This is a genomic window from Chitinophaga sp. HK235 (assembly GCF_018255755.1).
GTDB lineage: Bacteria > Bacteroidota > Bacteroidia > Chitinophagales > Chitinophagaceae > Chitinophaga.
Genome location: NZ_CP073766.1, coordinates 1814752 through 1839400, shown reverse-complemented (window position 1 = coordinate 1839400; position 24649 = coordinate 1814752). Strand labels below are relative to the sequence as shown.

The 24649-nt window shown below is 45.3% G+C and carries 17 protein-coding genes; 11 read left to right on the top strand and 6 right to left on the bottom strand.

The window, feature by feature from the left end; translation table 11 throughout:
* Positions 1–62 precede the first annotated feature (62 nt).
* Positions 63–773: an alpha/beta hydrolase gene (locus KD145_RS05800; protein ID WP_212004962.1), complete on the bottom strand. Its 711-nt coding sequence runs from the start codon at positions 771–773 to the stop codon at positions 63–65.
* A 123-nt stretch (positions 774–896) separates the two neighbouring features.
* Positions 897–3092 carry an outer membrane beta-barrel family protein gene (locus KD145_RS05795; RefSeq protein WP_212004961.1) on the bottom strand — a complete coding sequence of 732 codons (2196 nt, stop codon included), beginning with the start codon at positions 3090–3092 and terminating at the stop codon, positions 897–899.
* Positions 3093–3451: 359 nt separating this feature from the next.
* Here KD145_RS05795 and KD145_RS05790 point away from each other — a divergent pair, with 359 nt between their 5' ends.
* Positions 3452–3814 (top strand): hypothetical protein, encoded by a 363-nt coding sequence (locus KD145_RS05790; protein WP_212004960.1) that lies wholly within the window; start codon positions 3452–3454, stop codon positions 3812–3814.
* A gap of 126 nt (positions 3815–3940) precedes the next feature.
* Here KD145_RS05790 and KD145_RS05785 read toward each other — a convergent pair whose 3' ends face one another.
* The 3 genes from KD145_RS05785 to KD145_RS05780 form a co-directional block, all read right to left on the bottom strand.
* Complete coding sequence (locus tag KD145_RS05785) at positions 3941–5338, bottom strand: hypothetical protein (RefSeq protein WP_249219839.1); 1398 nt, start codon at positions 5336–5338, stop codon at positions 3941–3943.
* Positions 5339–5820: 482 nt separating this feature from the next.
* Positions 5821–7539 (bottom strand): neuraminidase-like domain-containing protein, encoded by a 1719-nt coding sequence (locus tag KD145_RS32225; RefSeq protein WP_249219745.1) that lies wholly within the window; start codon positions 7537–7539, stop codon positions 5821–5823.
* Positions 7472–8650 (bottom strand): SpvB/TcaC N-terminal domain-containing protein, encoded by a 1179-nt coding sequence (locus KD145_RS05780; RefSeq protein WP_212004958.1) that lies wholly within the window; start codon positions 8648–8650, stop codon positions 7472–7474. The genes KD145_RS32225 and KD145_RS05780 overlap by 68 nt, the downstream gene beginning before the upstream one ends.
* Before the next feature lie 369 nt (positions 8651–9019).
* On the opposite strand from KD145_RS05780, the gene KD145_RS05775 reads away from it, so the two are divergent.
* The 5 genes from KD145_RS05775 (at position 9020) to KD145_RS05755 (ending at position 11399) form a co-directional block, all read left to right on the top strand.
* Positions 9020–9412, top strand: a complete 393-nt coding sequence (locus tag KD145_RS05775; RefSeq protein ID WP_212004957.1) for a hypothetical protein — start codon at positions 9020–9022, stop codon at positions 9410–9412.
* A 183-nt stretch (positions 9413–9595) separates the two neighbouring features.
* Positions 9596–9919: a helix-turn-helix transcriptional regulator gene (locus KD145_RS05770; protein WP_212004956.1), complete on the top strand. Its 324-nt coding sequence runs from the start codon at positions 9596–9598 to the stop codon at positions 9917–9919.
* 1 nt (position 9920) lies between these two features.
* Positions 9921–10388, top strand: coding sequence for an SRPBCC domain-containing protein (locus tag KD145_RS05765; protein ID WP_212004955.1), 468 nt, complete (start codon positions 9921–9923; stop codon positions 10386–10388).
* Positions 10389–10424: 36 nt separating this feature from the next.
* Positions 10425–10805, top strand: coding sequence for a DoxX family protein (locus KD145_RS05760; RefSeq protein WP_212004954.1), 381 nt, complete (start codon positions 10425–10427; stop codon positions 10803–10805).
* 15 nt (positions 10806–10820) lie between these two features.
* The gene (locus KD145_RS05755) at positions 10821–11399 is read left to right on the top strand and encodes a YdeI family protein (protein WP_212004953.1); all 579 of its coding nucleotides are present in this window, start codon (positions 10821–10823) and stop codon (positions 11397–11399) included.
* Between the two features lie 76 nt (positions 11400–11475).
* Here the strand turns inward: KD145_RS05755 and KD145_RS05750 are convergent, their stop codons facing one another.
* Positions 11476–12885: an APC family permease gene (locus KD145_RS05750; protein WP_212004952.1), complete on the bottom strand. Its 1410-nt coding sequence runs from the start codon at positions 12883–12885 to the stop codon at positions 11476–11478.
* Between the two features lie 253 nt (positions 12886–13138).
* On the opposite strand from KD145_RS05750, the gene KD145_RS05745 reads away from it, so the two are divergent.
* From KD145_RS05745 to KD145_RS05725, 5 genes are all read left to right on the top strand, one after another.
* Complete coding sequence (locus tag KD145_RS05745) at positions 13139–15286, top strand: S9 family peptidase (RefSeq protein WP_212004951.1); 2148 nt, start codon at positions 13139–13141, stop codon at positions 15284–15286.
* A gap of 168 nt (positions 15287–15454) precedes the next feature.
* On the top strand, positions 15455–16627 hold the full coding sequence (locus KD145_RS05740) for an enolase C-terminal domain-like protein (RefSeq protein ID WP_212004950.1): 1173 nt from the start codon (positions 15455–15457) through the stop codon (positions 16625–16627).
* A gap of 292 nt (positions 16628–16919) precedes the next feature.
* Positions 16920–20048 carry a TonB-dependent receptor gene (locus KD145_RS05735; RefSeq protein ID WP_212004949.1) on the top strand — a complete coding sequence of 1043 codons (3129 nt, stop codon included), beginning with the start codon at positions 16920–16922 and terminating at the stop codon, positions 20046–20048.
* 29 nt (positions 20049–20077) lie between these two features.
* Positions 20078–21820, top strand: a complete 1743-nt coding sequence (locus KD145_RS05730) for a RagB/SusD family nutrient uptake outer membrane protein (protein ID WP_212004948.1) — start codon at positions 20078–20080, stop codon at positions 21818–21820.
* Between the two features lie 251 nt (positions 21821–22071).
* Entirely contained in the window at positions 22072–24621 is a 2550-nt protein-coding gene (locus tag KD145_RS05725; RefSeq protein ID WP_212004947.1) for a hypothetical protein, read from the top strand.
* The last annotated feature ends 28 nt before the right edge of the window (positions 24622–24649 follow it).

The window sequence follows — 24649 nt, the reverse complement described above, 5'->3', positions numbered from 1 at the left end:
CACAGGCCCCATTTGCTGCAAACGGCAAATGGGGCCTGTGTTATAAGCTGGAATGTATGTTATTAAAGGGATGCTTCCTGTGCTGCTTCGGCAATGACAGCAGCTACTTTTTGTGGTTGTGAAATGTAAACAGCATGGCTGCCTTTGATCTCTGTCACCTGGGTATTAGAGCGTTTGTACATATTACGCTGGATATCGGGATGGATACTTTTGTCGTCTGTAGCAACGATGCCATAGGTAGGCTTATTTCTCCAGGCGGCATCCGTGATAGGGGTAACAAAACATTCGGCATAAAATGCGCCTTGAGAAGCATACATGAAGGCAGCATCCTCTTCACTCAGATCAGCACAAAAACCGGCATGGTACCTGGCTTTATCATAATAAACGATTCCTTTTTCATTCGGAGGCAGTACACCATTCTCAGGGGCCGGCTGGATGGTCTGAAACCACTGCAATGCAGACTCATTATTGTCTGGCTGGAAGGCCGCGATATAAACCAGTCCTGCCACGTTGGGGTGGTTGCCCGCCTGAGTAATAACGGCACCGCCCCAGGAGTGTCCGGCGAGGATGGCAGGGCCATCCTGAGCATCCAGTGCAACCCTGGTCGCAGTCACGTCGTCTTCCAGAGAAGTTAGTGGATTTTGTACGATGGTAACATTATACCCTTGTTGGGTAAGGGATTGATAAAGACCTTTGTAACCGGAGCCATCAGCGAATGCACCGTGAACTAAAACTATGTTTTTTACTGCCTGAGTGTTTGCCTGATTTTTCATTTTGTTAGATTTTGAAGGTTTTTTGTTTGGATTGACGATACAAAGATGGCTTGAAAAACAGACGTAGGCAGTGAGTGAATTGCCCGATAAGTTGTGATTATTTCCCTTTCGGGAAATCACAGGTCAATATGACCTGCTTTTAATATCATCGGTGGCTGAAGACTTCTTTAACTGATTACTTTTATAACTTTTGCTGCCGAACCGGTAATTGAACCCTAGAAGAACATTCCGGCTATCCCAATTGTTGCTGGATTTATAGCTGATTAGTGCATATTGGGCATCTGACTTTGAAATATTCGTGAAAAAAATATCGCTTACGGAAAGAGAAAGCTGTCCCATTCCTTTTAATACATTTTTAAAGATGCTTACATCCACGAAATAAAACTCGCCGGTTTTAGAGGCACTATAATAAGTAGGAGAATTATAATAAGCATAAAACTCACATTTCATGCTTTTGGAAAGGGTGAAGGTATTTAATGTATTAACGCTAAAGTTTGTGTTGTCTAAGCTGGTTGATTGTTGATTGGAGACAAAGCCAAGGTGTCTTTGCATAATTCTGAAGCCGGTGTTGGTATACCACCATTTGGTCATGTTTGCAAAATAATTGGGGTTCAGAATAGCACTTCTAAAGTCTCCGTTATTAGCAATCAATCCTCTCGTAATATTGTTAATAGTGTCCAGTTCAGCATATTCCAGCATGTTGTTTTTGTACCAGGTGTAACTGGCTACTACCTGGAATCTGTTTTTAAATGTCCAGGAAAACCTGGTGGCATTTTGGAAATAAGGCTGTAAGCCAGGGTTACCGGTATAATAGTAGAAAGGACTTATGTAATATTTGAAATTTGTCAAGCGGGAGAAGCGGGGTCTTTCAATACTCTTTTTATAACTCAAAACAAAGCTGCTTTGGCCTGCTCTCCTGGAAAAAAGTAAGGTGGGAAATACCTTGAAATAGCTTCTGTTTGTGCTTCCATAGGTATCTATGGGGAATGATTTAATAGCAGTGTTTTCTCCTCTTACACCAATTGAATAGCTGGTATTACCGATGGCGCCGGACAGGTTTACATATCCCGCAAAAATATTTTCGTCATAGGCGGGTTCGTCATTCAATTGAGTAGAGCCGTTTTTGTTGGTTATAGTTTGCTGCAGGTTTTGGTTAACACTTGTCCAGCCATATTTTAATCCGGATTCCAGTTTAATTTTCCGGATTGGTTTGATATAGTCCACCTGTATGCTTTTGGTAACTAAATCCATGACAGAGGATTGGTTAAGGCTGGATGATGTTTGATAGGAACTGCCATCAGTCAGGAAATAATCATAGTCCTGCGAGTTAATATAGGTGCTATGTCCTTTTGAATAGGCGGTGTTGAAGTTTAATTCCTGGCCTGCCGTATCCAGTTTCAATCTATAGTATAGGTCGATGGCGCCAGATTGACCTTGTTTTTTTTGAGTACCCGGCATGGTGATGAGCGAATCGGCAGCGTCGGTGGATAAGGGGTGAAGGAAGATCGATGAGGTGTTATGCCGCTCTGTTGAGGTATTGGAAAACAGGGCATTTACGACTGTTCCTATCTGGCTTCTTGGGCTCAATGTATATTCCAGGCTCAGTGATAACGGTATGTTTTCCGGTTGACTGTTACTGTTGTTGAGTTCATGTATCAAAGAAGTCTTGTTTTTTTCTGTGGGCGTTAAGTTGCGGGTGACTTCTTCTTTACTCAGCTGATGGTCTCTGGAATAATTGATGGCAGCCAAACCGGAGAGTTTGTTGTATTTAAAATTAACGGCTGTTCCTATGCCACCATTGCCAAAATCCGACCTGGTGCCTATTTTGAAGTTGAGATTGGTGTTATACCCGTTGGCCGGAATTTTGGCCGGTTTCAGATTAATGATCGCGCTGGTAGCGGATGCATCCACGTTTGAGAGCGGAACTGTTATGATCTCTATCTCATTGATGGCGGTGGCAGCCGTCGCACCCAGGAAGTCTGTTAGTGTTGAAAGAGATAGATGAATAGTTTTCCCTTTCATCTGAGCAGTGATGGGCCTGCCTTCAAAGAGAATGATATTGTTTTGAATGGTGATTCCGGGTGCCTTTTTTAGTATGTCCGCAACAGATTGTCCGGCCACTTTGTTTTTATCAATAGATAAAATGATTTTATTCTTATCAATTGCGATGAAAGGTTTTTGCGCAACTACGTTTACTTCTCTGAGTGATTTGCTGCTATCCTTGCCAGCTACAGCTGGTTTTACCGGAGGGATTTTTTCCTGGGCGAAAGTGTAACTACTGCAGATAATAAAAAAATAAAATGGTATTAAGTATTTCATACGGGAAAAATAGATAACGTAATAAATGACAGTCGAAAAAAGCATCCTGATTCATCCAGCCTTAAAACGGAATATAGGTATTGCAACTGATAAATAAAAGCTCCGAATGCTTTAATGGTATTGGATTTGGTCAGTTTATCATGTGATCACGATTACTTTAGTGTTGTATTGCCAGCGAGGATGTATTTCTTTAGATCTGCTTTCTTCATATATATGTGGATTTATGCCTGGATACCTGTTTAATCTGCCTGGGTGAATAGCGTATTGACGTCATGGGTTGTTTTTTTGATTTTAAAAAGATTAAATTTATCAGGATGCAATATCCTGTTGGAATAAACGATAGCACTAAATTTTAAGCAATGGAAAAAATCAAACCCTTTAAAGACGCTGCTGAAGCAATCAGCCATTTGGATAATGGTGGAAGATTTTACAACATTTTTACTCATTCCAATGATCGAAGCATAAGCCATTCAGAGGTAGGCAAGGTAGCAGGGCTATACTTCGGAAAACAAAAGGAAATACTATTCCTGGAATTAGCCATCGCTGGTCTTGATGAAAATTCGAAGGCGGCCATCATGGATAAATTCGATGCTGAGCTGCAGGAAAGTTATAATAAATATAAGGCACATGACCTATTACCTTCAGAAGTAAATGACAAAGGGATGGTAGCTTCCAATGTGATTATTAAGAACAGTAGATCAGGTAGAAGAAGGTGCTGCTGATAAATTTCTTGAAGTAAGTTATTTCGTAGATGAAAACTAACCCATTTCCTATATAGCCTGTTTTTGTACAATTGCAATTTCTTATCAGGTGATCCGGCCGGGATCACCTGATAAGTTTTAGCTTATTTAGTTTTTCAATACAAACCGTATTATCAGCCAGAGTTTTTCAATTTCCTGGTCCACTCCTGTGACTTTAAGCGCCCAGTTGTTGAATTTAGCTTCGTCGGTTGCACAGGTGAAAACCTTGTTGGTACCGATCTTTGCCGCGGGGCTGAAATCGAAAGACGTTTCCTGTTGTAGGAGAGACAAACCAACATTGGAGGCAGTAGCTATTACCGCGGTAACATCTCCGGCATTGATCTTTTTTATATCTCTTAATGTCCCGTCATCTTTGATACGGGTGTAATAAGGGAGGAAGTCCATTACTTTATCCAACGGAAGCGAAATTTCATTGCCGGGCGTTTTCTGCTGTAATGCCTGGTGCCATTCAATGGGAAGGTCATGCAGCACGTCTACTACTGCAAAGAATCCTTCGTCTTTGCCCAATCCCTCAATACTTTTCAAGAGGTTGCTGACAGTGCCTGCGGCAGCCTTGGCCAAACGGTTACCACCTTCAGAGGCGGTATACCGGAGATGAACGACGGCATCAGAAATAGTGTCGTAGTTGAATTGCCTGAAAGAGGGCAGTTCGAGCCGCAGTTTACTGATTACACCGGCGCCTTCAAATGGCAGGTAACGCTCATCCTTGAAGTTCAGGTCAAACACACCGCTGTCGTTTTGTGCGGTACTGGCCGCTATTGCAGTGATCGGAATAATAAAGCTGCTGAAACGATCATCTTGCTCCTCCTGTTTTTCAGGGTAATCATTGGCATCTTTGGCAATGGGAGAATTTCGGAATTTATTTTCCATAATCCGCAATGTTGCGTTCAGACCTGTATACGGGCCAACGATACAGGGGATGGATAGTGCCACCGATTTTATACGACGGTTGTAATGACCCGGATAATCCATGTCAAACAGTGATTCAGGCAGTTCAAATTCGCACTGGCCGGTGGCTTTTAGCTGCAATACCGCCAGCGGGTTGATCTGCCGGAGAGAAATATGTTTGACGATCTCATAATCATATCCTCGTTCGCTCTGATAGGTAGCTTCCAGTTGTTTGAGACTGACATATAACTGTTCTCCTGCCAGCAGGCCGTCGCGTGAGGCGTCCCAGTAGCCGGTCTGGATGAAATCAGAGTCTGTAAGGCCGCGTTCAAACCGGAATGCTTTTTCTGCCTTCTTTGCCAGTTCGTAGGCAACATTATATACCTGATGATAAAGCGCCCGCATGTTATCTTTCATCCAGGTATAGAGTTCTTCGTTGGTATATTTGTTTTTCAGAAAATCTTCTACTTCTGCGGAACTATCTATCTGTTGCTGGATGTTTGTAATTTCCTGATTGGCAACCTGGATACGTATCTGTTGTGTGGTAATCTGTTTATCGATCTGTTTTACCTCACGTCCGGCAGCATTGGCCTGCATGATCCTGTCCTGCATGGCTCGTAAGAAGCCGCCTTTTTTGCTCGCGTGGGAAGACTGATAAGCGAGATAGTCTGCATGAATCTTTAATCCTCTTGCAACAGCGCTGGTAGCATTGGCGAGATTGGGAAATCCCCAGCATGCGGCCACGCCTATACCCAGCGGGGTACCATGTATATTCATGGTAGGCAGGGCATGGAAAACAGAGGCCAGTGTTTCAACTACGCCGATGCCTGTCTGCCAGTCGGCAGCAGCGCTGGCTTTATCCATATCTTCCTTTTCATAGGAGATCAGTTTTAAGCCACTGTCATCTACAGGTACTTCTATGCCGTTGGCCAGCTCGCTGAAGTCGCTGTCTGTTCCCGGTACCTTGCTGGGGTCTTCTCCTATCAGTTGAAGGAAATACTGCATGCGGAGTGCAGGCAGGCGCCGGTTCTCCACCAGGCTGTCCAGTGTTTTCTGTGCCTCATCCAGCTGCAGCTTCCTCACTTCCATCTGAAGATTGTACATGACGCTTTCGTGCCTGCTACGGATCTGGGAGATGGTTTCATTGTCTTTTTCTCCATGGCGTTGAGCATGGCGCCTCCCATGGATTTCAGCTCTCCGCACAGCTCCAGCGCTTTTTGCAGCAGGTAATAAAAGCGGTAATTGGGCATCGGCGTATTAAGATCATTTAACACAGAGGCGATGCTAAGCCCCTGTGCGACTGCCTTCACCAGCAATCCCGGATCTATCGGCGGCTGGAACAACGGCAGTATCCTGAATACACCTTCTATATTTTCGCAATGCCTGATCTTATACAAACGATCTGCCAGCGTATCCCAATATCCCATCAGTTGTGGGTTTGACGGGATGCAGAAATACAATGCGCTGGCAAATCCGAAGATGTTGGCAAACGCTATTTCCTTTCCGCCGCCGGTCAGGACAAAGGGCTGGTCAATCTGGCTACTGTAGGGTGCCGCCAGTCCCAGCTCTGTGGCCGCATTGGAGAAAGCATCCCATTTGCCCAGCATCGACAGATATGTCTGTGGCTGTATGGTCCCTCTCTTAGGTATCAGTTGGGGACGGGGCCTCAGGATATGCCCTGCCAGCACATACAGCTGTGTAGCCTGATTAATGGATTCAATCGAATCCTGACGGAACAGATAATCACCCCATGCGATCAGGTTATCCAGGTATTTCATCACTACCCATTTCATGTACGCAACAGGACGGCTACGGGCCACCAGATGCGGCATGTAGGGGTTGTTGCGCCATTCTGAGATGGCTGCATCAGCGGTGTTGGGCTTTAAGAGATTAAATATTTTTTCCAGGATATGGGTAGCATCTATTTCCCTGAACGGACTGAACTCCCAGCATCTTTTATCACTGGTGCCTTCAGCCATAGGGTTAAATACATAATGATACCATTTCATCGCTTCTTCAAATTGCTGGGCCTTGCTCAGTGCATTGGCCAGCATCATCGGTGCATGGAAAAACAACTCCCAGTTGTAAAGTGAATAGGGCCGTTTTAGTTCGTGATAGGTTCTTGTGCCAATCGAATCAACACCGGCGCCAAATGCATCTTCTTTATCAGATTGTGTGAGTATGCCTTTTACATTGAATGAAAAGAAATTGTTGAGTTCCGCACTGTTAATGAGGCCTAATAACTGATGTGCATACGGATGATAAAAATTCGTTCCGTGGAAAGTGAAGAAATGACTGATGGTTGTTTTAGATATCTGATCATCGAAAGATAAGGTATGATTGGTTCTGATATCATTGTTAAACTGCCAGGTCTGGAGTGAATAGGTATTTGTTTTGTTGAAATAATTAATGGGGACACCAGAGCTGGCGTTATGGGTGGTGCTGTCGAGAACCAGTTTGCTGCCTTCAAACCTGAAGGTGTTGAGAAAGCCGCCATCGCTGTCCAGGTAATCATCAACACTGATCAATACGTTGTCATTGGAGATGAATGGTACAAATTTAAAGTAGGGCAGATCGTGGCTGGGATCAATATTATTGGTGGTGGCACCTTCCTTGCTGACCTGTTTCTGTGTCCATTTTCCATTCCGGTATTCACTCCAGGCCATTTTTATTTCGTAGTATTCCAATGGCTTGATATCGTTGGCTGTTTTGTCTCCCTGATCTTTTATCTTATCTGTTGAGTTGCTGGGGCTGGTTAGCAGAAAGAAAGGTAACTTCCACAGGGAGGTTTGTTTCATTTACCTGTGTGGCAGATGGTGTATAATCAAAGTCCAGGGAACGCACCAGCGTAGGTGCGCCACCGTTTAAATCCGGAAAATGATGGAACATCAGTGCCCGTTTGCATAAACGGTAGGTCCTTGTCTCAAAGCCTGCACGGAAGGAGGAATAAGGATCTTTGCGGGATGGCCAGGGCTGTACGTTTCCTGGTTGAGGAGTCAATGTGTTATACTCACCATAATCCAGCAATAGTTCGAAACAGCAACTCATGTCCTGTGGTAACTGTACATCATAAGGCTGGTTGGGATCGGGGTAGTAGGCGGTTGTATTACCGTATTGCACTGAGCTGAGGTGCTGGTTGACGAATAATGCCTGCTTGTTAAACCGGTTCCGTTCATATACTTCATTCGTAACACCATTGAGATCTTCAGCCTTATAGGTATATAATATCCAGCTTCCCTTGTTGTCGTAGCTAAGTTCCGGAAGCCAGGAAAAAATCCGCTCCGGGTGGGCAGGATCAGCAAGGCGACAGGCAGGGCTGTATCCAAACCAGGTAGTGATATTCTCTCTGGAAGTTACCCGCCAGTAGTAGCCTTTGTCGGGATGATATATGCGTTCGATGCGGGAAAAGCCGCTTTCGATGCGTGGACGGTACTCCCGTACGATAAAGCCATTGTGAGTGGATTGTACAATAGCGTTATCCTTATCTGTTACTGCCACTAATTCTTCCATGCCGGACAGCATAAAAGAATCTTCCTGTTCAATAAGATTTACGTCTGTTGTATCTGCATACTGTGGCAGTTTTTTATCGGTGCTCCGCTGGATGGCTGTCAGTGGCAGGTTCCAGCCGATACCAAAAAGACTGTTACCGGTACCGGAATTATAGATAAGTGACAGCTGAGGGGTAAACCCGTTGCGGTTAGGAGAGAAAGGTAGTGGTATCGATAGGGAAGCCGTACCGTTGGAGGGGTTTACCGTAAATTTTTCATCAATATTCTTTAATGCGCCTCCGCCTTTGGGCAGCGATATTTTAGGAATATCAATGGCATTGGATTTCGTTTCTGTAGTATTATCCATCATACTGCTGAGAAACGATGCCGGTTTTACAGGAGAATGGTTATCACCAGACATTGGTCTTACGATTATGTCGTGTTATGCAAATAAGAGAAGCTGCTTCTTTAAATCTTTTGGGGATTTATGACGAATTCTATAGTGCTTAGTGCCAGTTGAGATTCTAAAGATACTTCGTAATCCAATTAAAACCAAAAGCGCATTAAAGCGTGGATCCGCTGTAATGGTCATACAGGCTGTCCAGATGTTTTGTATATACGTTTACGTTGGGATAACAGATGTTATCCAATGGGTGGTAGCGGATAATAACAGACCTTCAGAAAGGTATATTTCATTTAAGACGAATATATGTATATTTAGTGCCGGAATCACTACTGAGTCCTGTGAAGAACGGGCATTTCCTGTTGAGACAAACCTAAACTGTTACATATGAATTGGAGCTTAATTTTTAAGTTATCATTTTTCGGTCTGGCGATGGCGCTGGGCACTGTTTATTTTATTCCTTCCAAAGTGGAGCCTTTTTGCTGGATTGCTATTTTTATTATCTGCGCTTATTTCATCGCGAAGTATTGTACCTCGAAGTTTTTTCTGCACGGATTTATGCTGAGTCTTTTTAACTGTGTATGGATAACGGGAGTGCATATACTGTTATATAAAACTTACCTGTCCTGGCATCTGGAGGAAGCAGAAATGATGGCGAAAATGCCGATGCCGGATAGTCCGCGGTTAATGATGCTGATGATGGGGCCGGTAGTGGGCGCTGTTTCCGGTCTGGTGCAGGGGCTGTTTGCTTATGTGGCCTCCAGAGTGGTGAAGCGGTAATAATACTACTATCGAAAAGTATTAAATGACAAGTCAAAAATAATTGACTTGTCATTTTTTTTGTCATCGTGTTTCTTTTAACTAATTCATAATCAATATGATTAAATTTTATTATAAAATTTCTGAAGAAAAATTTGTGTAGTTAAATGGCTACGTATATATTTGTAGTCAAATAGCTACGCAATGAATTTAAGAAGAGATGTATTTCAAGCGATAGCAGACCCGACAAGAAGGGCTATACTATTGTTGGTTGCTTCGCAGGCCCTGACAGCAGGGGCAATAGCCTCTAATTTTGATACGGCAAGGCCGACCATTTCCAAGCATCTGCAAATACTCACGGAATGTGAGTTACTGGAACAGGAGCAGAACGGAAGGGAAATTTATTATCACCTCAATGCAAAAAAAATGAAAGAAGTAGCCGATTTTATAGAACCCTTCCGCAAAATGTGGGATGACAGGTTTAATAAACTGGAAGCCATCATGAAAACCTACAAAACAAAAAAATAGCATGGAACAAAAGACCAAAGTCAATGCCGAAGACGGCAGACTCGACCTAGTGATTACCAGAGAGTTTGATTTGCCGGTAGATTTACTTTTCAGGGCGTATGTAGAAGCTGATATTGTGGAGCAATGGATGTGCACGAAAGTATTAAAGCTGGAGAGCAAAAAGTACGGCAGTTGGCAGATTGAAACCCCGGACGCTCAGGGAAACGTGGCCATGAGGGCCAATGGTGTGATCCATGAGCTGATTCCGGACCGGAAAATCATCCGGACCTTTGAAATGGAGAATACGCCCTTTGGTGTTCAGCTGGAGGTTTATGAGTTCGAAACACTTAGCGACGACACCAGTAAACTCACCATGCATGTTATATACGAATCCGTGGCGCAAAGAGACCAGGTGCTGAAGATGCCCTTTAAACAAGGTATCAACATTGCCCACAAACGCCTCGAAGAAGCTCTTCATAAACTGAAATAATCCGCAATATCCTTCATACATTTAAATTAACAGACCATGACTAAAAGGAATAAAATCATCTATTGGATCGCTACACTCTGGATGGCATTAGGTATGTTATCCACTGCAATGGTACAGGTGCTTAAAATGAAAACCGAAACGGATTATATGACACACCTGGGCTATCCTGCCTATTTCCTCACAATTATAGGTGTCTGGAAAATTTTTGGAGTGATAGCAATACTTGTTCCTAAATTCCCTTTACTGAAGGAGTGGGCTTATGCAGGCTTTTTCTTTGTAATGTCAGGAGCGGTGGTTTCACATATCATATCAGGTGATCCTATGAAGGATATATTTCCTTCCCTGCTGTTGCTTACACTGACCGTGATATCATGGTATTTCAGACCTGTGGACAGAAAAGTACTTTCCGTTAATTAATAAATAGTGAACAACATGAATCCTAAAGTGGATTGGTTTTTTGATAAAGCCGAAAATTGGGAGAAGGAATTTGAGCAGTTGAGAACCATCATTCTTGACTGCGGGCTGACGGAAGAATTAAAATGGGGTGTTCCTTGTTACACCTATCAGAACAATAACATCGTCTTAATACATGGCTTTAAGGATTACTGTGCGGTACTGTTTTTTAAAGGAGCCTTACTGGGAGATGTAAATAATCTGTTGGTGCAGCAGACGGAAAATGTGCAGGCAGCGCGTCAGCTCCGGTTCACCAGTCTCAAGGAATTAGTGAAAATGGCGCCCATTGTGAAAGCTTATATTTATGAAGCTATTGAAGTGGAAAAGGCTGGTTTGGCAGTGAAGTACAAAAAAACGCCTGAGTTCAATATGCCGGAGGAATTTCAGCATAAACTAGATGAAATGGCCGCCTTAAAAACTGCTTTTGAAGCCCTGACACCAGGACGGCAAAGAGGGTATCTGCTTTATTTTTCTGCCCCCAAACAATCCAAAACCCGGGAATCGAGAATTGAAAAATGTATCGAACAGATTTTGGAAGGAAAGGGATTGAATGATTGATAAGATGTATGCTATAGTTTGGGGCTGACCATTACTTTTGGTCAGCCCCATTTTTATCAGTTAGCCCGCTGTTCACTCATAAGCCACTCCTCTCTCTTTTCTTCAGTAATTTATAAATAGGTACGCCCGAAAGCGTGATCAGCAGACCTGGCCAGGTAAATCGTGGTTTAAATACAAACAGCAGCCCGCAAAATGAGAGCCCCATCACAATATAGAGTATGGGCAGCAGGGGATAGCCGAATGCCCTGTAAGGACGTTCTGCATCTGGTCTTTTGATGCGCAGGATAAATATGCCTGCAATGGTGAGCATATAAAAGGCGACTACTACAAAAGATATCATGTCCAGCAGATCGCCATAGCGGCCGCTGAGGCACCAGATGCCGGCGAAAATGCATTGTATCCACAGGGCGAAGGAGGGGACTGCTGCTTTGTTGAGTTGTCCGGCTTTTTTAAAGAAAAGGCCGTCATTGGCCATGGTATAATATACGCGGGCTCCGGCTAGTATCAGCCCGTTGTTGCAGCCGAAGGTGGAGATCATGATCATGAGTGCGATGATGACAGTGCCTGCCTGCCCGAATATGACCTGTGATGCGGCAACACCCACACGGTCTTTGGGAGCGTAAGCTATTTCATGGAGGGGCAGCAGGGTCAGATAGGTGATGTTGGTAAGCAGATAGATGATGGTGACTATGGCGGTGCCCAGGAACAGACTCAGGCCGATGTTACGTTTGGGGTTTCTGATCTCTCCTGCAACAAAGGCTACGTTATGCCACGAATCACTGCTGAACACTGATCCTACCATGGCAGCGGCAATGGCGCCGAGGGAGGCGATGGCGGTATAGGATGCCGGCGTATTGTCTGCACTGAGTGGATGCAGTTGCCATGCCTGTTGCCAGTTGGCCTGCCATACATCCGGTTTCATAGCTATCAGACCGAATACTATCAGTCCCGAAAGACTCACCAGCTTGGTGAGCGTGAGGGTGGTCTGGATAACTTTCCCGCCTTCAATACCACGTGTATTCATATACGTGAGTAGCAGTATAACAGCAATGGAAAGCAGTTGCGCGGCGGTGATATGTATAATCCCCAGGTCCAGTAACACATTTTCTTCACTGAAGAAGGGAAGGAGATAGGCGGTGAATTTGGCAAAGGCTACGCCGACAGCAGCTATGGTGGCGGTTTGTATCACTGCAAAAAAACTCCAGCCATATAAAAAGGCTGTCATGGGATTATAGGCTTCCTTGAGGTATACATATTGTCCGCCTGCCCGGGGAAACATGCTGCTCAGTTCCCCATAGCTCAGGGCGGCCGTAAGGGTCATAAATCCGGTGATCAGCCATACAAGTAGCAGCCAGCCGGCACTGCCGGTATGACGGGTAATATCTGCACTCACAATAAAAATACCTGAACCGATCATGCTGCCGGCCACGATCATGGTGGCGTCGAGCAATTTCAGCGAAGGCCGGAACGAAGGGGTTTCTGGCATAGCGTTTAGATTTGGTGTTGCTGGTGGTAACTATTTCCAAAATACAGCGATCATCGCCCCGGTGCTATCCGATTATTAACCAATAGTGTGCAGATTTTGCAACTGCGGCCTGTCATCACAAATCTGTTTTCAGACGGGATTTAGGTTAAAATACGTGTATAAGTCATCAAAAATTGTTTAAAAACAGCATCTCGCAGTGGCTATATTTAAGGGTTAAGGGAATGACTTACTTTTGATAGCACTAGATATACTTATGAGATACAGTAAATTTTTTGGATTCCTCGCGGGGTGTTGCCTGCCTGGCGGATCCCTGCTGGCACAACAGATAGCACAAACGCCCTATCAGCCTACTCACCTGGAAATGGTGCAACGTTACCACAAAGTACAGCTATTGGATAGCATCACCAGAAAGAAAGTGTTCCGGCATAATGTGGAGGCCAACTGGCTCCCGGGCGGAGAAAAATTCTGGTATTCGGTTAACAGCAGCAAAGACACATCAAAGATATATTACCTGGTGCAGGCTTCTTCCGGCCGTAAGGAAGAAATAAAGGATACCAGCCGGCTCGCACAGTTACGGGCTGCTGCCACGATGCAGTCGCAGCTGCAGCAACAGGGGCCTGCACGATGGAAAGACTTTGAAGCTGACTCCCTGTCTCCTGACAGGCAATGGATCGCCAGGAATATTCATGGCAATGTATTTCTTCAATCCGCTAAAGACAGTACGCTGCTGCAACTCACCAGTAATGGCTCCGACAGCAGCGATGCCCCGCGTTACGAAGCATTCGCCTGGTCGCCCGACAGCAGGTACTTCGTCGGTTACCTCACCAGCCCTGTAATAGATTCATCGGTCTATTACGTGCTTACGGACGTTGCCGGCACCACCCGCGGGCAGCTGCGCTCACAGCCTTATAAGCAGCCCGGAGATCCTTTCCCGGCGTATAGGATGCACATCTTTTCTGTGGCAGATAAAAAGGTGACAGCGGTAAATGCCGCAGCACTGGATTTCTACGGCCCGCCTGTCCTGCACTGGCGGCATAAGGCCCCCCGCTATTTTTTATATGAAAAGATAGATCGCGGCAACCAGCGTTTCCGCGTGATCGAAGTGGATGCGCTTACCGGCACTACCCGCAACATAGTGGATGAGCAAACCACTACTTTTCTTTATGAGCCCCGCATCTATACTCATTACCTACCCGAAACAAACGAAATGTTATGGACCTCTGAAAAGGACGGCTGGCACCATGTGTACCTGGTCAATACCCTCACCGGCGCTGTAAAGAATCAGATTACCAAAGGTGAATGGGTCGTTCGCAGCATCGACAGCGTGGATGCCAAAAAACGGGAGATATGGTTCCGTGCCGGTGGAATGCAGCGGGACGAAGATCCATACTTCGTCCATCACTACCGCATCGGCTTTGACGGTAATAACCTGGTAACGCTCACGCCTGCACGAGGAAATCATCAGGTGTTTTTTTCTCCCGACAGAAAATATTATATCGATAAATATTCACAGGTGAACGTACCCCCTGTAAATGAACTGCGTCGTACGATGGATGCTAAACTCATTACGGTACTGGAAAGAACCGACCTTAGTGCGTGGCAGGCCACAGGCGTACCTTTTCCGGTGCCTTTCTCTGCAAAGGGCAGGGACGGGAAAACAGATATATGGGGGATGATGTGTCGTCCTTCCGACTACGACAGCAATAAGTTGTACCCGGTGATAGAAAATATTTATGCCGGACCGCAGGATGCTTATGTGCCCAAGAGTTTTATGAGTTACTATATAGACATGCAGCGTCTCGCAGACCTGGGATTTATAGTGGTACAGATAGATGGCATGGGCACTGCCAACCGTTCCAAGGCATTTCATGATGTATGCTGGAAAAACCTGGTGGATGCAGGTTTCCCTGACCGTATTTTGTGGATCAAAGCCCTTGCTGCAAAATATCCTTTCGTGGATACCGCCAGGGTAGGGCTGTACGGCACTTCTGCCGGCGGACAAAATGCACTCGGTGGCCTGCTCTTCCATCCTGAATTTTACAAAGCGGCAGCAGCTTCCTGCGGCTGCCACGATAACCGCGTGGATAAACAGTGGTGGAACGAACAGTGGATGGGATATCCTGTAGGCAAACATTATGAAGAACAGTCCAATGTTACCAATGCCGGTAAACTGAAAGGCGACCTACTCCTGATAGTGGGAGAGGCAGATACCAACGTGCCGCCCGAATCCACTTACCGCGTGATCAACGCCCTGATAAAAAATAACAAGAACTTCGAATTCCTACCCATACCGGGTATGGGACATAGTGATGGTGGTCCTTATGGCCGCAATAAACGCAACGACTTTTTTGTGCGCCATCTGTTAGGGGCAACGCCTCCTGACAGGAACAACAATGAATAAAACATAGCGCGCCGGCGTCATTACTATACAGTATTTCCAGGCAAATAAAACATAGGTATTGGTTAAAATGAACCTACTAATAAACAGGAGGTACACCTAAATTTGTTGAAGCACCTGTTTCCGCGAGAGCAGTGTGAGACTAAGTAACATATACCAAAACCAGCTTTGATGCAAAGAATAGGTGGTGAGTTTTTTAACATTAAGAGCGCTCAGATCAGTGTGCTGAAACCGGCAAAGGCAGTCACTCCCTTCGAGGATGCTACTATGGGGCCTTTTCAGGGATTGGGTATTGCGGTCCTTTCCCTGGAAGACCAGGATGGTTTTATAGGAGAGGCTCCGATATACAGCGCGTACAACAATATCCTGGAAATGTGTTTGCTGCCGATACTGTTGCATAGTAAGGGTATACCGTATACCGATCTTTATCGCAGGATGTACTGGTCTATCCGCAACGAAGGATTCAGGGGGCCGGCTTCCGCGCTGCTTGGCCAGATTGATCTGGCGCTGCATGATATAGCGGCCCAACGCAGTAAAATGCCTTTGCACAGATACCTGGGCGCAAACAGGAGTGAAGTGAAGATTTATGGTAGCGGCGGAGGGGCTAACTATACATTAGAGGAGCTGGAAAAAGAGATAAGTTATTTTCTGGATGCAGGCGTGGATTGTTATAAAATGAAAATAGGAAGGGCACATGGCAGGAGAATGATGGAGGATGTGGAGCGGGTGAAATTTGTAAGGAGCTTGCTGGGAAAGAATGTCCGTCTTGCGGTAGATGCCAACCAGGTATGGACCTGCGAGGAAGCACTACATTTTTTGGACAAGGTGGAAAGCGCTGACATCTCCTGGTTGGAGGAACCGGTCCATTCCGCTTCTTTGGACCAGATCGGGAAGTTATGCAGCCTGACAGCGGTTCCTGTTTCCTACGGGGAATCAGAGCGGTCAGCACTGGTATTTCCGGCCCTTGTGAATGCGGGTGTCAGGCACTTGCAGCCGGTAGCTACCCAGATAGGCAGTGTGCAGGAACTGATGAATGTAAGAGATCTGGCCTCCCGTGAAAATATCGAATTCTCTTCCGGTGGATATCCCTGGTATACGGCTGCTTTGGTGGCCACTGCGCATGAACAGTGTCAGGTGGAGTACCTGTATTCACTGATGTATGGTATACAGGATTATTTCAAAGTACAACCGGTGTTGAAAAATGGAAATCTGATATTGTCTGAAATACCTGGTTTCCCGGTAAAAGTAGATTGGGAATATTGCCATAAAAAGAATCTGGTCCTCAGATCTTTTAAATGGGAACGCGAACGACTAAACGAATATATGCCTATTGTATCTGTCTGAAGGAGATAAATAATGAAGCTAATATAATAAGGTATCCTAAAACAAGCCTCTTCGTAATGAAGGGGCTTGTTTTTTTAGGATACCTTATTGTTTCGTAATATAGTGTTGATAGGTATTCTGGCTGAATAGGACAGCAAAGAAAACATCGTTAATTAGCAAATTCATGGTGGTTTATAGCGTGATAAAAAAGGAGCTTTACATACAATGTTATTTCACGTTATCTGAGCACATTATTGGCTGAACAATGAATGAGTAATTCCACAAATTATTAGCTACCTATTTAATTTAATTTATGAACCAATCTAAATCGTTTCTTTGGGCGATCGCATTGTTGTGTATTGTCCTACAGGCTACGGGTACGTATGCCCAGAACAAAGTGAGTGTCAAAGGTCTGGTGACCGATTCCGTGGGAGCGCCACTGCCTGGCGCAACAATCAACCAGGAAGGGAATATTAAAAACGGGGTCATTACCAATGCGGAAGGGCGCTTTGAGTTAAATGCCCCTCCTGGCAGCCGGCTGAAAATAACGATGACCGGTTTTCGCACTGCTTTTGCGGTGGCCGGCACTACTCCGCTGACCATTAAATTGCACACGGCTGCTACAGAACTGTCAGATGTGGTAGTAGTAGGGTATGGTACGCAGAAAAAGACTAAAATGACGGCTGCTGTTTCTTCCATGAATGCGAAGGATATAGCGCTTGTTCCCACTACTAACTTATCAAATGCGCTGGCAGGACGTTTATCCGGTGTTTTTATCAGTTCACCGACAGGTACACCTGGCATTGGTTCAACGGTCAAAGTCCGGGCCCGCTCTTCCTTTAGTAACAGTGCCGTGGAGCCTTTGTATGTGATTGATGGGGTCGTAAGGGATAAAACAAGTTTCGACGCACTGGACCCTAATGAAGTGGCGGATATTACCATTCTGAAAGACGCCTCTTCCGCGGCTATCTATGGCTCCCGCTCGTCCAACGGTGCCATCCTGGTAACCACAAAAACCGGTAAGAGTGGTGCGGCGGTGATAAATTTCAATGCCACTTATAACGCGCAACGCGTAGGCGCGATGCCCCAATACATGCCAGTGAAAGATGGACTGAATTTGACCAAAGCCGTGAATGGGGGCCTGAGTGATGAAGAAATCAACTGGGTGTTAAAAAATAATCCCAACGGTGACATCTATTACAAAGCCGCCTATACCAATCCTTCCAGTCAGCGGTATGCACTGAGCGCTTCGGGAGGTAATGAAAAGATAAGGGCGTACATTGGAGGTTCCTATGTGAATGAAGATGGTTTCCTTCCACAGGTATCCTATAAAAAATATAACCTGCGGGGTAATGTACAGGCTAACCTGGTGAAAAACCTTACCCTTGGCTTAAATGTGGGTACCAGCTACGGTACCCAAAATCGATTCAACTTTACATACGATTATGGTTCCGACGACCTGAATAATCTCTGGGGTAAACTATTGTACTGGGATGTATTTGCCATGCCATATATAAATGGTAAACCGAATAATCCGGGTTGGTTGGGCAATCCTATAGAGATGATGAGAAATGGAGGCTACTGGCGTAACAACAATCAGCAGGTAGATGCCTTGATTACTGCAGCGTATAAAATACCTTTTGTGGAGGGGCTGAGTGTAAAAGGAACCTACAGTAGGAACTTTGACAACAGCTATGTAAAAACCTTTGCGAAGAAACAGACGCTGTATAATTTTAAGAAAACCGGTCCTAATGGCCTGATTTACACAGATTCACTGGTGGGTTCCGTATTAAGCGGAGATCCGGGTACACCGTATTTAGGGAATACATACGAGAAGTCGGATGCATACCAATTGAATACGCAGATTAACTACGACCGGACATTCGGCAAACATACCCTGGGAGCATTGTTTGTGTATGAGCAGTACGAAGGTTACTCGAACAAATTTAGTTTGACGCGATATAACTTCCCGCTCATCCCAATGGATCAGTTTTTATACACCAGCGCCAACAACGCCGATTGGTCAACAGGCGGTAATGAAGGTCAGATTGGAAGATTGTCCTACATCGGAAGACTGAATTATGATTATGATGCTAAATACCTTTTCAGTGCTTCTGTCAGAAGAGATGGCTCTACCAACTTTGCTCCCAACAGACGATGGGGTTGGTTTCCATCGGTATCTGCGGGTTGGGTAATCTCCAAAGAAGGATTTTTCCAGTCATCCGCGCTTGGTCGTAGTATGGATTTCCTGAAGCTGAGAGGCTCCTACGCTACCACCGGTAATGACATCCTGGATAAAGACGATCCTAACGCCAGATGGAGATGGATGGAGCAATATATTATTTCAAGTGGTAGCTATTTTCTCGGTGCTACCGGTACTCCTGCTCCACGCTTATCATACGGAGGTCTTCCCAATAGCAACCTGACCTGGGAAAAATCTAATTCTGTTGGCATCGGAGTGGATGCGACGATACATAAAAATATCCGATTCAGTTTCGACTATTGGAAACGGAAGTCGTATGACATATTAGGCACTCGTATACTGGCTATTCCTAATGAGTTTGGCTCAACTTTACCGCCGGAAAATTACGGAAAAGTGAATTCCAACGGTATTGAAGTGGAGCTGGGTTACAATAACAACATCGGCAAAAACTTCAGCTACAATGTGAAAGGCGTATTCACGTATGCTACCAATAAGGTGATCAGGAAAGATGTGGCAGCCAATACGCAAGACTACGCGAACCCAATTGGTAAAACGCTGTCATATGGCTATGGCTACCAGGCTTTGGGTATCATACGCACACAGGATGATTTGAATAAATTACCGGCCGGTTATACCGTCAATGGTGTGGCACCAGCTATAGGTGATATGTTGCTGGCGGATTTAAGTGGCCCGAACGGAAAACCCGATAATAAAGTAGACGACTACGACCAGGTAGTGCTGGGTAAATATTTCGGAGCAGACAATGCACCTATTAGTTATGGACTGAATATATCATTGACGTATAAAGGTTTTTCCGTGGAGGCTTTATTCTCCGGTCTTACAGGATATAAGCTGTTTTACAATGACCCCTGGGGTAGAAATTTCGGTGGCGGAGGAAAGGTGCCGCAATACCATGCTGATTCATGGACTACCGATAACCCCAACGGTTCTACGCCAAAAATATATCCATCGGGCGATCCGCATTCTGCCGGCTATACCTGGACTTCCAACTTCAACGTATATAACGGCGGATTCCTGCGGATGAAATACCTGAACCTTAACTACCAACTACCTGAAATCGTGTTAAACAAATTGTCTATTAAAGACGTGAGGGTTTTTGTGGCAGGTTCTAACCTGTTTAATATAACGAAGTTTAAGTTATATGATCCGGAGATAAAAGGATTCATGAGCTATCCTACGACGAAAACTTTTACCGCTGGTATTGATATCAGATTGTAGAAAAGTGTGTTACAATAAAAAGTAAAAAAATGAAGAATAAGTTAAATAAAGCGATACTCACCTTTTGCGCTTCCTTCTTATTGGCAGGTTGTAATAAGGTGCTTGATAAAACGAATCTTTCTGCCGTGGGCCCTGACCAGGTATGGTCGGATGTAAATATGGCCACTGCTTATTTAAATCAGATTTATGGAAAGCTGATGCCAGGAAATACCTATGGCGGCGCCAACGGAACAGATGAAGGGGTTCCCTATCAAAAACAAACCAATGATTGGTTGAGAGGTACCGCCACCTTCGACTCACGAAATACCTTTGGTATATATAGTGATATACGCACCATTAATATCCTGTTAGGCAATATCGACAAAGCTGCATTTGGTCAGGCAGATAAAGATAAGATCAAAGGGCAGGCGCTGTTCTGGAGAGCCTGGGCTTATCATAGTATGGTGAGCAATTATGGTGGCGTGCCGCTGATATTGGATGCACAGGCTCCTACTACAGATTTGACAACGCTGCAGAAACCCCGCAATAAAACATCAGAGTGTGTAACACAGATTTTAAAAGATCTGGATAATGCGATTGCCTTACTGCCCGACGCTTTTACAGACAATGATATGGGCAGGATAGATAAAGGTGTGGCCATGGCTTTTAAAGGAAGAGTATTATTGTTTTATGCCAGCCCTTTGTTTAATGGCTTAGGCGGCATCGCTTCCTGGCAAAAGGCATTCGATGCCAATAAAGCAGCCAAGGAATTTTTAGATGCACATGGTAAGGGATTGTATAGCACATATAGCAAAATCTGGGATGATGAGTTAAACAAGGAAGTGGTAATGGTGCGTCGATACAACTATCCGCAGGCAACCTATTTCCAGGGGGGCCTGATTCCGCTGAACTGGTCTAAAGATGATTTGGGCGCCGACCGGCCTTCATTGGAACTGGTAAATGCTTTCCCTATGAAAGATGGCTCCGCCTGGGAATCACAGGCAAGAAGCTATGATACACTGTCTTTCAACAGAGATGACCGCTTCTACGCCAATATCTATTATAACGGAGCGCCCAACCAGTATTTAAAGGGAATGCGCGATGATAAAACCTATCTGTGGACTTATTTCACCAGTATAACAAACTACAGTGGTACCACCGGATTGGAAGGTGTGCATAACAGTGTTACACAGGATCCCCTGTGGTCTAATTCAAGTTTTTATCGCATAAAAGCCATCGATAAAACGATTGATAAAGGCACGGTGTATAATGCAGCAGTCGACTGGATTGAAATCCGTTATGCAGAAGTCTTAATGAATTATGGCGAATGTGCCAATGAAGTAGGCAATACCTCAGTGGCATTGGATGTATTAAAACAGATCAGGGGCCGTGCAGGCGTTTTACCCGGTACGCTCAATAATTACGGTATTACAGCCGCCACGCAGCCCGATATTCGGAAAGCGTTTCAGAAAGAACGTTTCGTAGAGTTTTGTTTTGAAGGTAAGCGTATGGATGATTTACGCCGCTGGAAAATGTTTGATTACCTGAGAGCCTTGCCTCAGCGCCATGGCATCGCAGTATTGCTGAAAGCTGGTCAACCGGATGTAAGTCCGCTGTCAGATATAAATACAGTGTGGAACAGATTTACTGCTACCGTGATTACCACTGATGCTGTTGATATCGCCATCAAAGACCAATATTATATTTACGGCATTCCTAAGTCGATTATGGACCGAAACCCCTTATTTAAACAGAATAATAACTGGGGAGGCGATTTCGATCCTATGCAATAAATGATTGTTTAAGTGATCTGACCGTTTCTCTCGGGGCAGGGAAACAGATTTTGCAAAGCCCCCCGTTTTGGCGAGGGGCTTTGGCGCGCTGGTGGCTGTTTACAGACACCAGCGCGCTGCTTTATATACTTTTCCCGGAAAGAGGGGCCGATAAGGGATGGGCAAATAAATCATCAACATTGGATAATATCTTGTTAATTAGTTGGGATTTACCAGTGGTATTTTTGAGGTGACTATCTAAATTTTTATAAATGAATTTCAGGGGATTAAAACAGGTAACGGTACTGTTATCATTAGTGTTGTATACGGTGTGTCTTCACGCACAATCCACCATTTTGCAGACGAAGTACGCAACTGTTACGATCGATAACAAGGGGTTTATATCTTCCGTCAGGAACAGAAAAAACGGACAGGAGTATTGTCCCCGGGGGCTGAGTTCCGCACTGATGAGCCTTTACGCCGGGAAACAATACATCTTGCCTGTCCAGGCAGCCTATTCTCAGCAAAAGAAAGAGCTCTCACTCAAATATGCCAACGGAGCCGAAGCCAGGATTAGGATTGACCAGCAAGCGGAATACCTTAAATTCAAACTGCTGTCACTAACCCCAAGGAATAACATTGACAATATCGTATGGGGCCCGTATAAAACAACGATCAACGCGCTGATAGGGGATGTGATCGGGGTGGTAAGGAACAGGGAGTTTGCATTTGGGCTCCTGGGGCTGGATGATAACACTACCAGCGGAGCGCCCAGTGAAGGGGACATGTCATTCATGTATTACTTTATTCATTCTCCCGATCCTGCAAAATATCCGCTGCCGGCGCACCTGAAAGAAGGACAGACTTTCAGCATCGGTGGTGACGGCGTGAACGACGTGGCCTTTTATTCCCAGCCGGAAGAATATTTCAGAATGAATTACGGCAACGGCGCAAAGCTGGAGCCAGCTTATGGTGCAAGCATCTGCATGCATTCCAGGGATCGTCGCAAGGAACAGATGATCCGGTTCCCGGATTACCCGGATGGAATTGAAGGCAAGGCCAACTCTGCCAGGTATCAGCTGGTAACGCCTGCAGATGCGGATTTTATCGGTTCCTCCATCGCACTGTATGCCTGCCCCGATTCGCTGGGCCTGCATACGATAGAAAAAATTGTACTGGCCGAAGGACTACCGCATCCTACCATCGATGGTAAATGGATTAAGGACCCGGCAGGATTCCGTCCTGATATAGCCTGGTGGGGACCTCACGACAGTCTGGCCACTTATGCCAATCAACTTAATATCAAAGGCGTGCAGGATGAAGGATGGGGTGAATATTATCCCAATCCGTCAAACCGCTGGAAGACAAAGCCAATAAGTTTTACAGGATCGGCTCCTATGAGCATCCCCGCATTTGGCGCACTGATGCAGCAGAACGGTATCCGTTACGGGCTGCACACGCTCTGCGAGTTTTTGCAGCCAGATGATAACAGCGATGTGGCTCCCGTACCCAACGACCACCTCGCCATCATGCAACGTACAGTGATTACAAAAGATCTTTTACCGGAAGATACCATCATCACAGTGGCTGATACGGCCTATTTCCATGAATTCGGTGGCTGGGAAGGTAATCATACCAATGTTTTGAAGATAGGTAAGGAACTGATTGAATACGAAGGTATCACCCATACATCTCCCTATACTTTCCTGAAAGTAAAAAGAGGTTTTCATCATACTGTGCGTGGAACTTACAAAACCGGTACCACTATTGTAAAGCTGCAACCCAACTGCTACCGCGGCTTTGCACCCGATATGCAACTCCAGGATGTTTACGCCGACTACTACGGTAAATGGCTGACAGAAGGCAAAATGGACTACATCGACTTCGATGGCCTGGAAAGCTGTATGTACCAGGGGCATGGTCAATACTCCTTCAAACGCTTTTTCCGCGGGCTTTTCGACAGCTATTACCGTAACGGCGGAAAATATCTCCGTGTAATGGGTAGCGCTGTACAGGAAGGCAGCTGGCATTATATGAGCGTCTGCAATGTGGGTGGCGGTGATCATATGTTCAGTCCGGTACTGAATAAATGGGGTATTGAAGGAAAAGACATGCGCTATGTTTTTGAAAGCAGCTATTTCCCCGCTACATTCGGTATCCAAAACTATCAGTCAGACTGGAGCCTGTATGATGCAGAGAACCTCGAGGCGAAATCAATCGGCTGGAATGCCACGTACATGCTGGGTCTGAGCCAGCAGGCCGTAGAGGCCAGCGCTGAAAAAGCAGCTATATTCAAGGCGTTCCACACCTGGGAAGAGGCAAGGGCCGCCAATAAATTCAGCACGACGATAAAAGAAAAGCTCAAAGACCTGAACTATAAATTCCATCTGGAGAAAACAGGGACCAACGCCTTCCTGCTGTATACTGTAAAAGAAAACAGGTTCCCGGAACTGGCCTGTACCTCAGCGCCGGCAGCGGTCACTTTGCAGAACGAGTTCGGTGATCAGCCGCTGGAATTTTCTATCAAAGTCACTGGCCCTAAAGACGCTACTGTTAATGGTATTAAGATCATATGGGCAGGCAATACCGAACTGCTGATTGATAAAAAAATAAAAGCAGGGCAGTTTATCATCTGCAAAAATGGTAAGCTGTATGTGGCTGATAATGGCCGTAGACCGCTGGAACAGGTGGCAGTGAACAAAGCCTTACGGATTGCGCATGGCCAGCGTTCATTCTCTGTGGCGGCGTTACACCCTGCACAGGATGAGAAAATCAGGCTCGAACTGGTAGTGCCGGTAACAGGCCGGGCGGAGAAAATTTAATGCCGCTGTTTCTGATTGGAATTATTAT

Excerpts from the sequence above, each read along its gene's own strand:
- KD145_RS05800 (WP_212004962.1), bottom strand. The coding sequence starts at position 773 with ATGAAAAATCAGGCAAACACTCAGGCAGTAAAAAACATAGTTTTAGTT.
- KD145_RS05795 (WP_212004961.1), bottom strand. The coding sequence starts at position 3,092 with ATGAAATACTTAATACCATTTTATTTTTTTATTATCTGCAGTAGTTAC.
- KD145_RS05790 (WP_212004960.1), top strand. The coding sequence starts at position 3,452 with ATGGAAAAAATCAAACCCTTTAAAGACGCTGCTGAAGCAATCAGCCAT.
- KD145_RS05785 (WP_249219839.1), bottom strand. The coding sequence starts at position 5,338 with ATGCAGGCCAATGCTGCCGGACGTGAGGTAAAACAGATCGATAAACAG.
- KD145_RS32225 (WP_249219745.1), bottom strand. The coding sequence starts at position 7,539 with ATGAAACAAACCTCCCTGTGGAAGTTACCTTTCTTTCTGCTAACCAGC.
- KD145_RS05780 (WP_212004958.1), bottom strand. The coding sequence starts at position 8,650 with ATGTCTGGTGATAACCATTCTCCTGTAAAACCGGCATCGTTTCTCAGC.
- KD145_RS05775 (WP_212004957.1), top strand. The coding sequence starts at position 9,020 with ATGAATTGGAGCTTAATTTTTAAGTTATCATTTTTCGGTCTGGCGATG.
- KD145_RS05770 (WP_212004956.1), top strand. The coding sequence starts at position 9,596 with ATGAATTTAAGAAGAGATGTATTTCAAGCGATAGCAGACCCGACAAGA.
- KD145_RS05765 (WP_212004955.1), top strand. The coding sequence starts at position 9,921 with ATGGAACAAAAGACCAAAGTCAATGCCGAAGACGGCAGACTCGACCTA.
- KD145_RS05760 (WP_212004954.1), top strand. The coding sequence starts at position 10,425 with ATGACTAAAAGGAATAAAATCATCTATTGGATCGCTACACTCTGGATG.
- KD145_RS05755 (WP_212004953.1), top strand. The coding sequence starts at position 10,821 with ATGAATCCTAAAGTGGATTGGTTTTTTGATAAAGCCGAAAATTGGGAG.
- KD145_RS05750 (WP_212004952.1), bottom strand. The coding sequence starts at position 12,885 with ATGCCAGAAACCCCTTCGTTCCGGCCTTCGCTGAAATTGCTCGACGCC.
- KD145_RS05745 (WP_212004951.1), top strand. The coding sequence starts at position 13,139 with ATGAGATACAGTAAATTTTTTGGATTCCTCGCGGGGTGTTGCCTGCCT.
- KD145_RS05740 (WP_212004950.1), top strand. The coding sequence starts at position 15,455 with ATGCAAAGAATAGGTGGTGAGTTTTTTAACATTAAGAGCGCTCAGATC.
- KD145_RS05735 (WP_212004949.1), top strand. The coding sequence starts at position 16,920 with ATGAACCAATCTAAATCGTTTCTTTGGGCGATCGCATTGTTGTGTATT.
- KD145_RS05730 (WP_212004948.1), top strand. The coding sequence starts at position 20,078 with ATGAAGAATAAGTTAAATAAAGCGATACTCACCTTTTGCGCTTCCTTC.
- KD145_RS05725 (WP_212004947.1), top strand. The coding sequence starts at position 22,072 with ATGAATTTCAGGGGATTAAAACAGGTAACGGTACTGTTATCATTAGTG.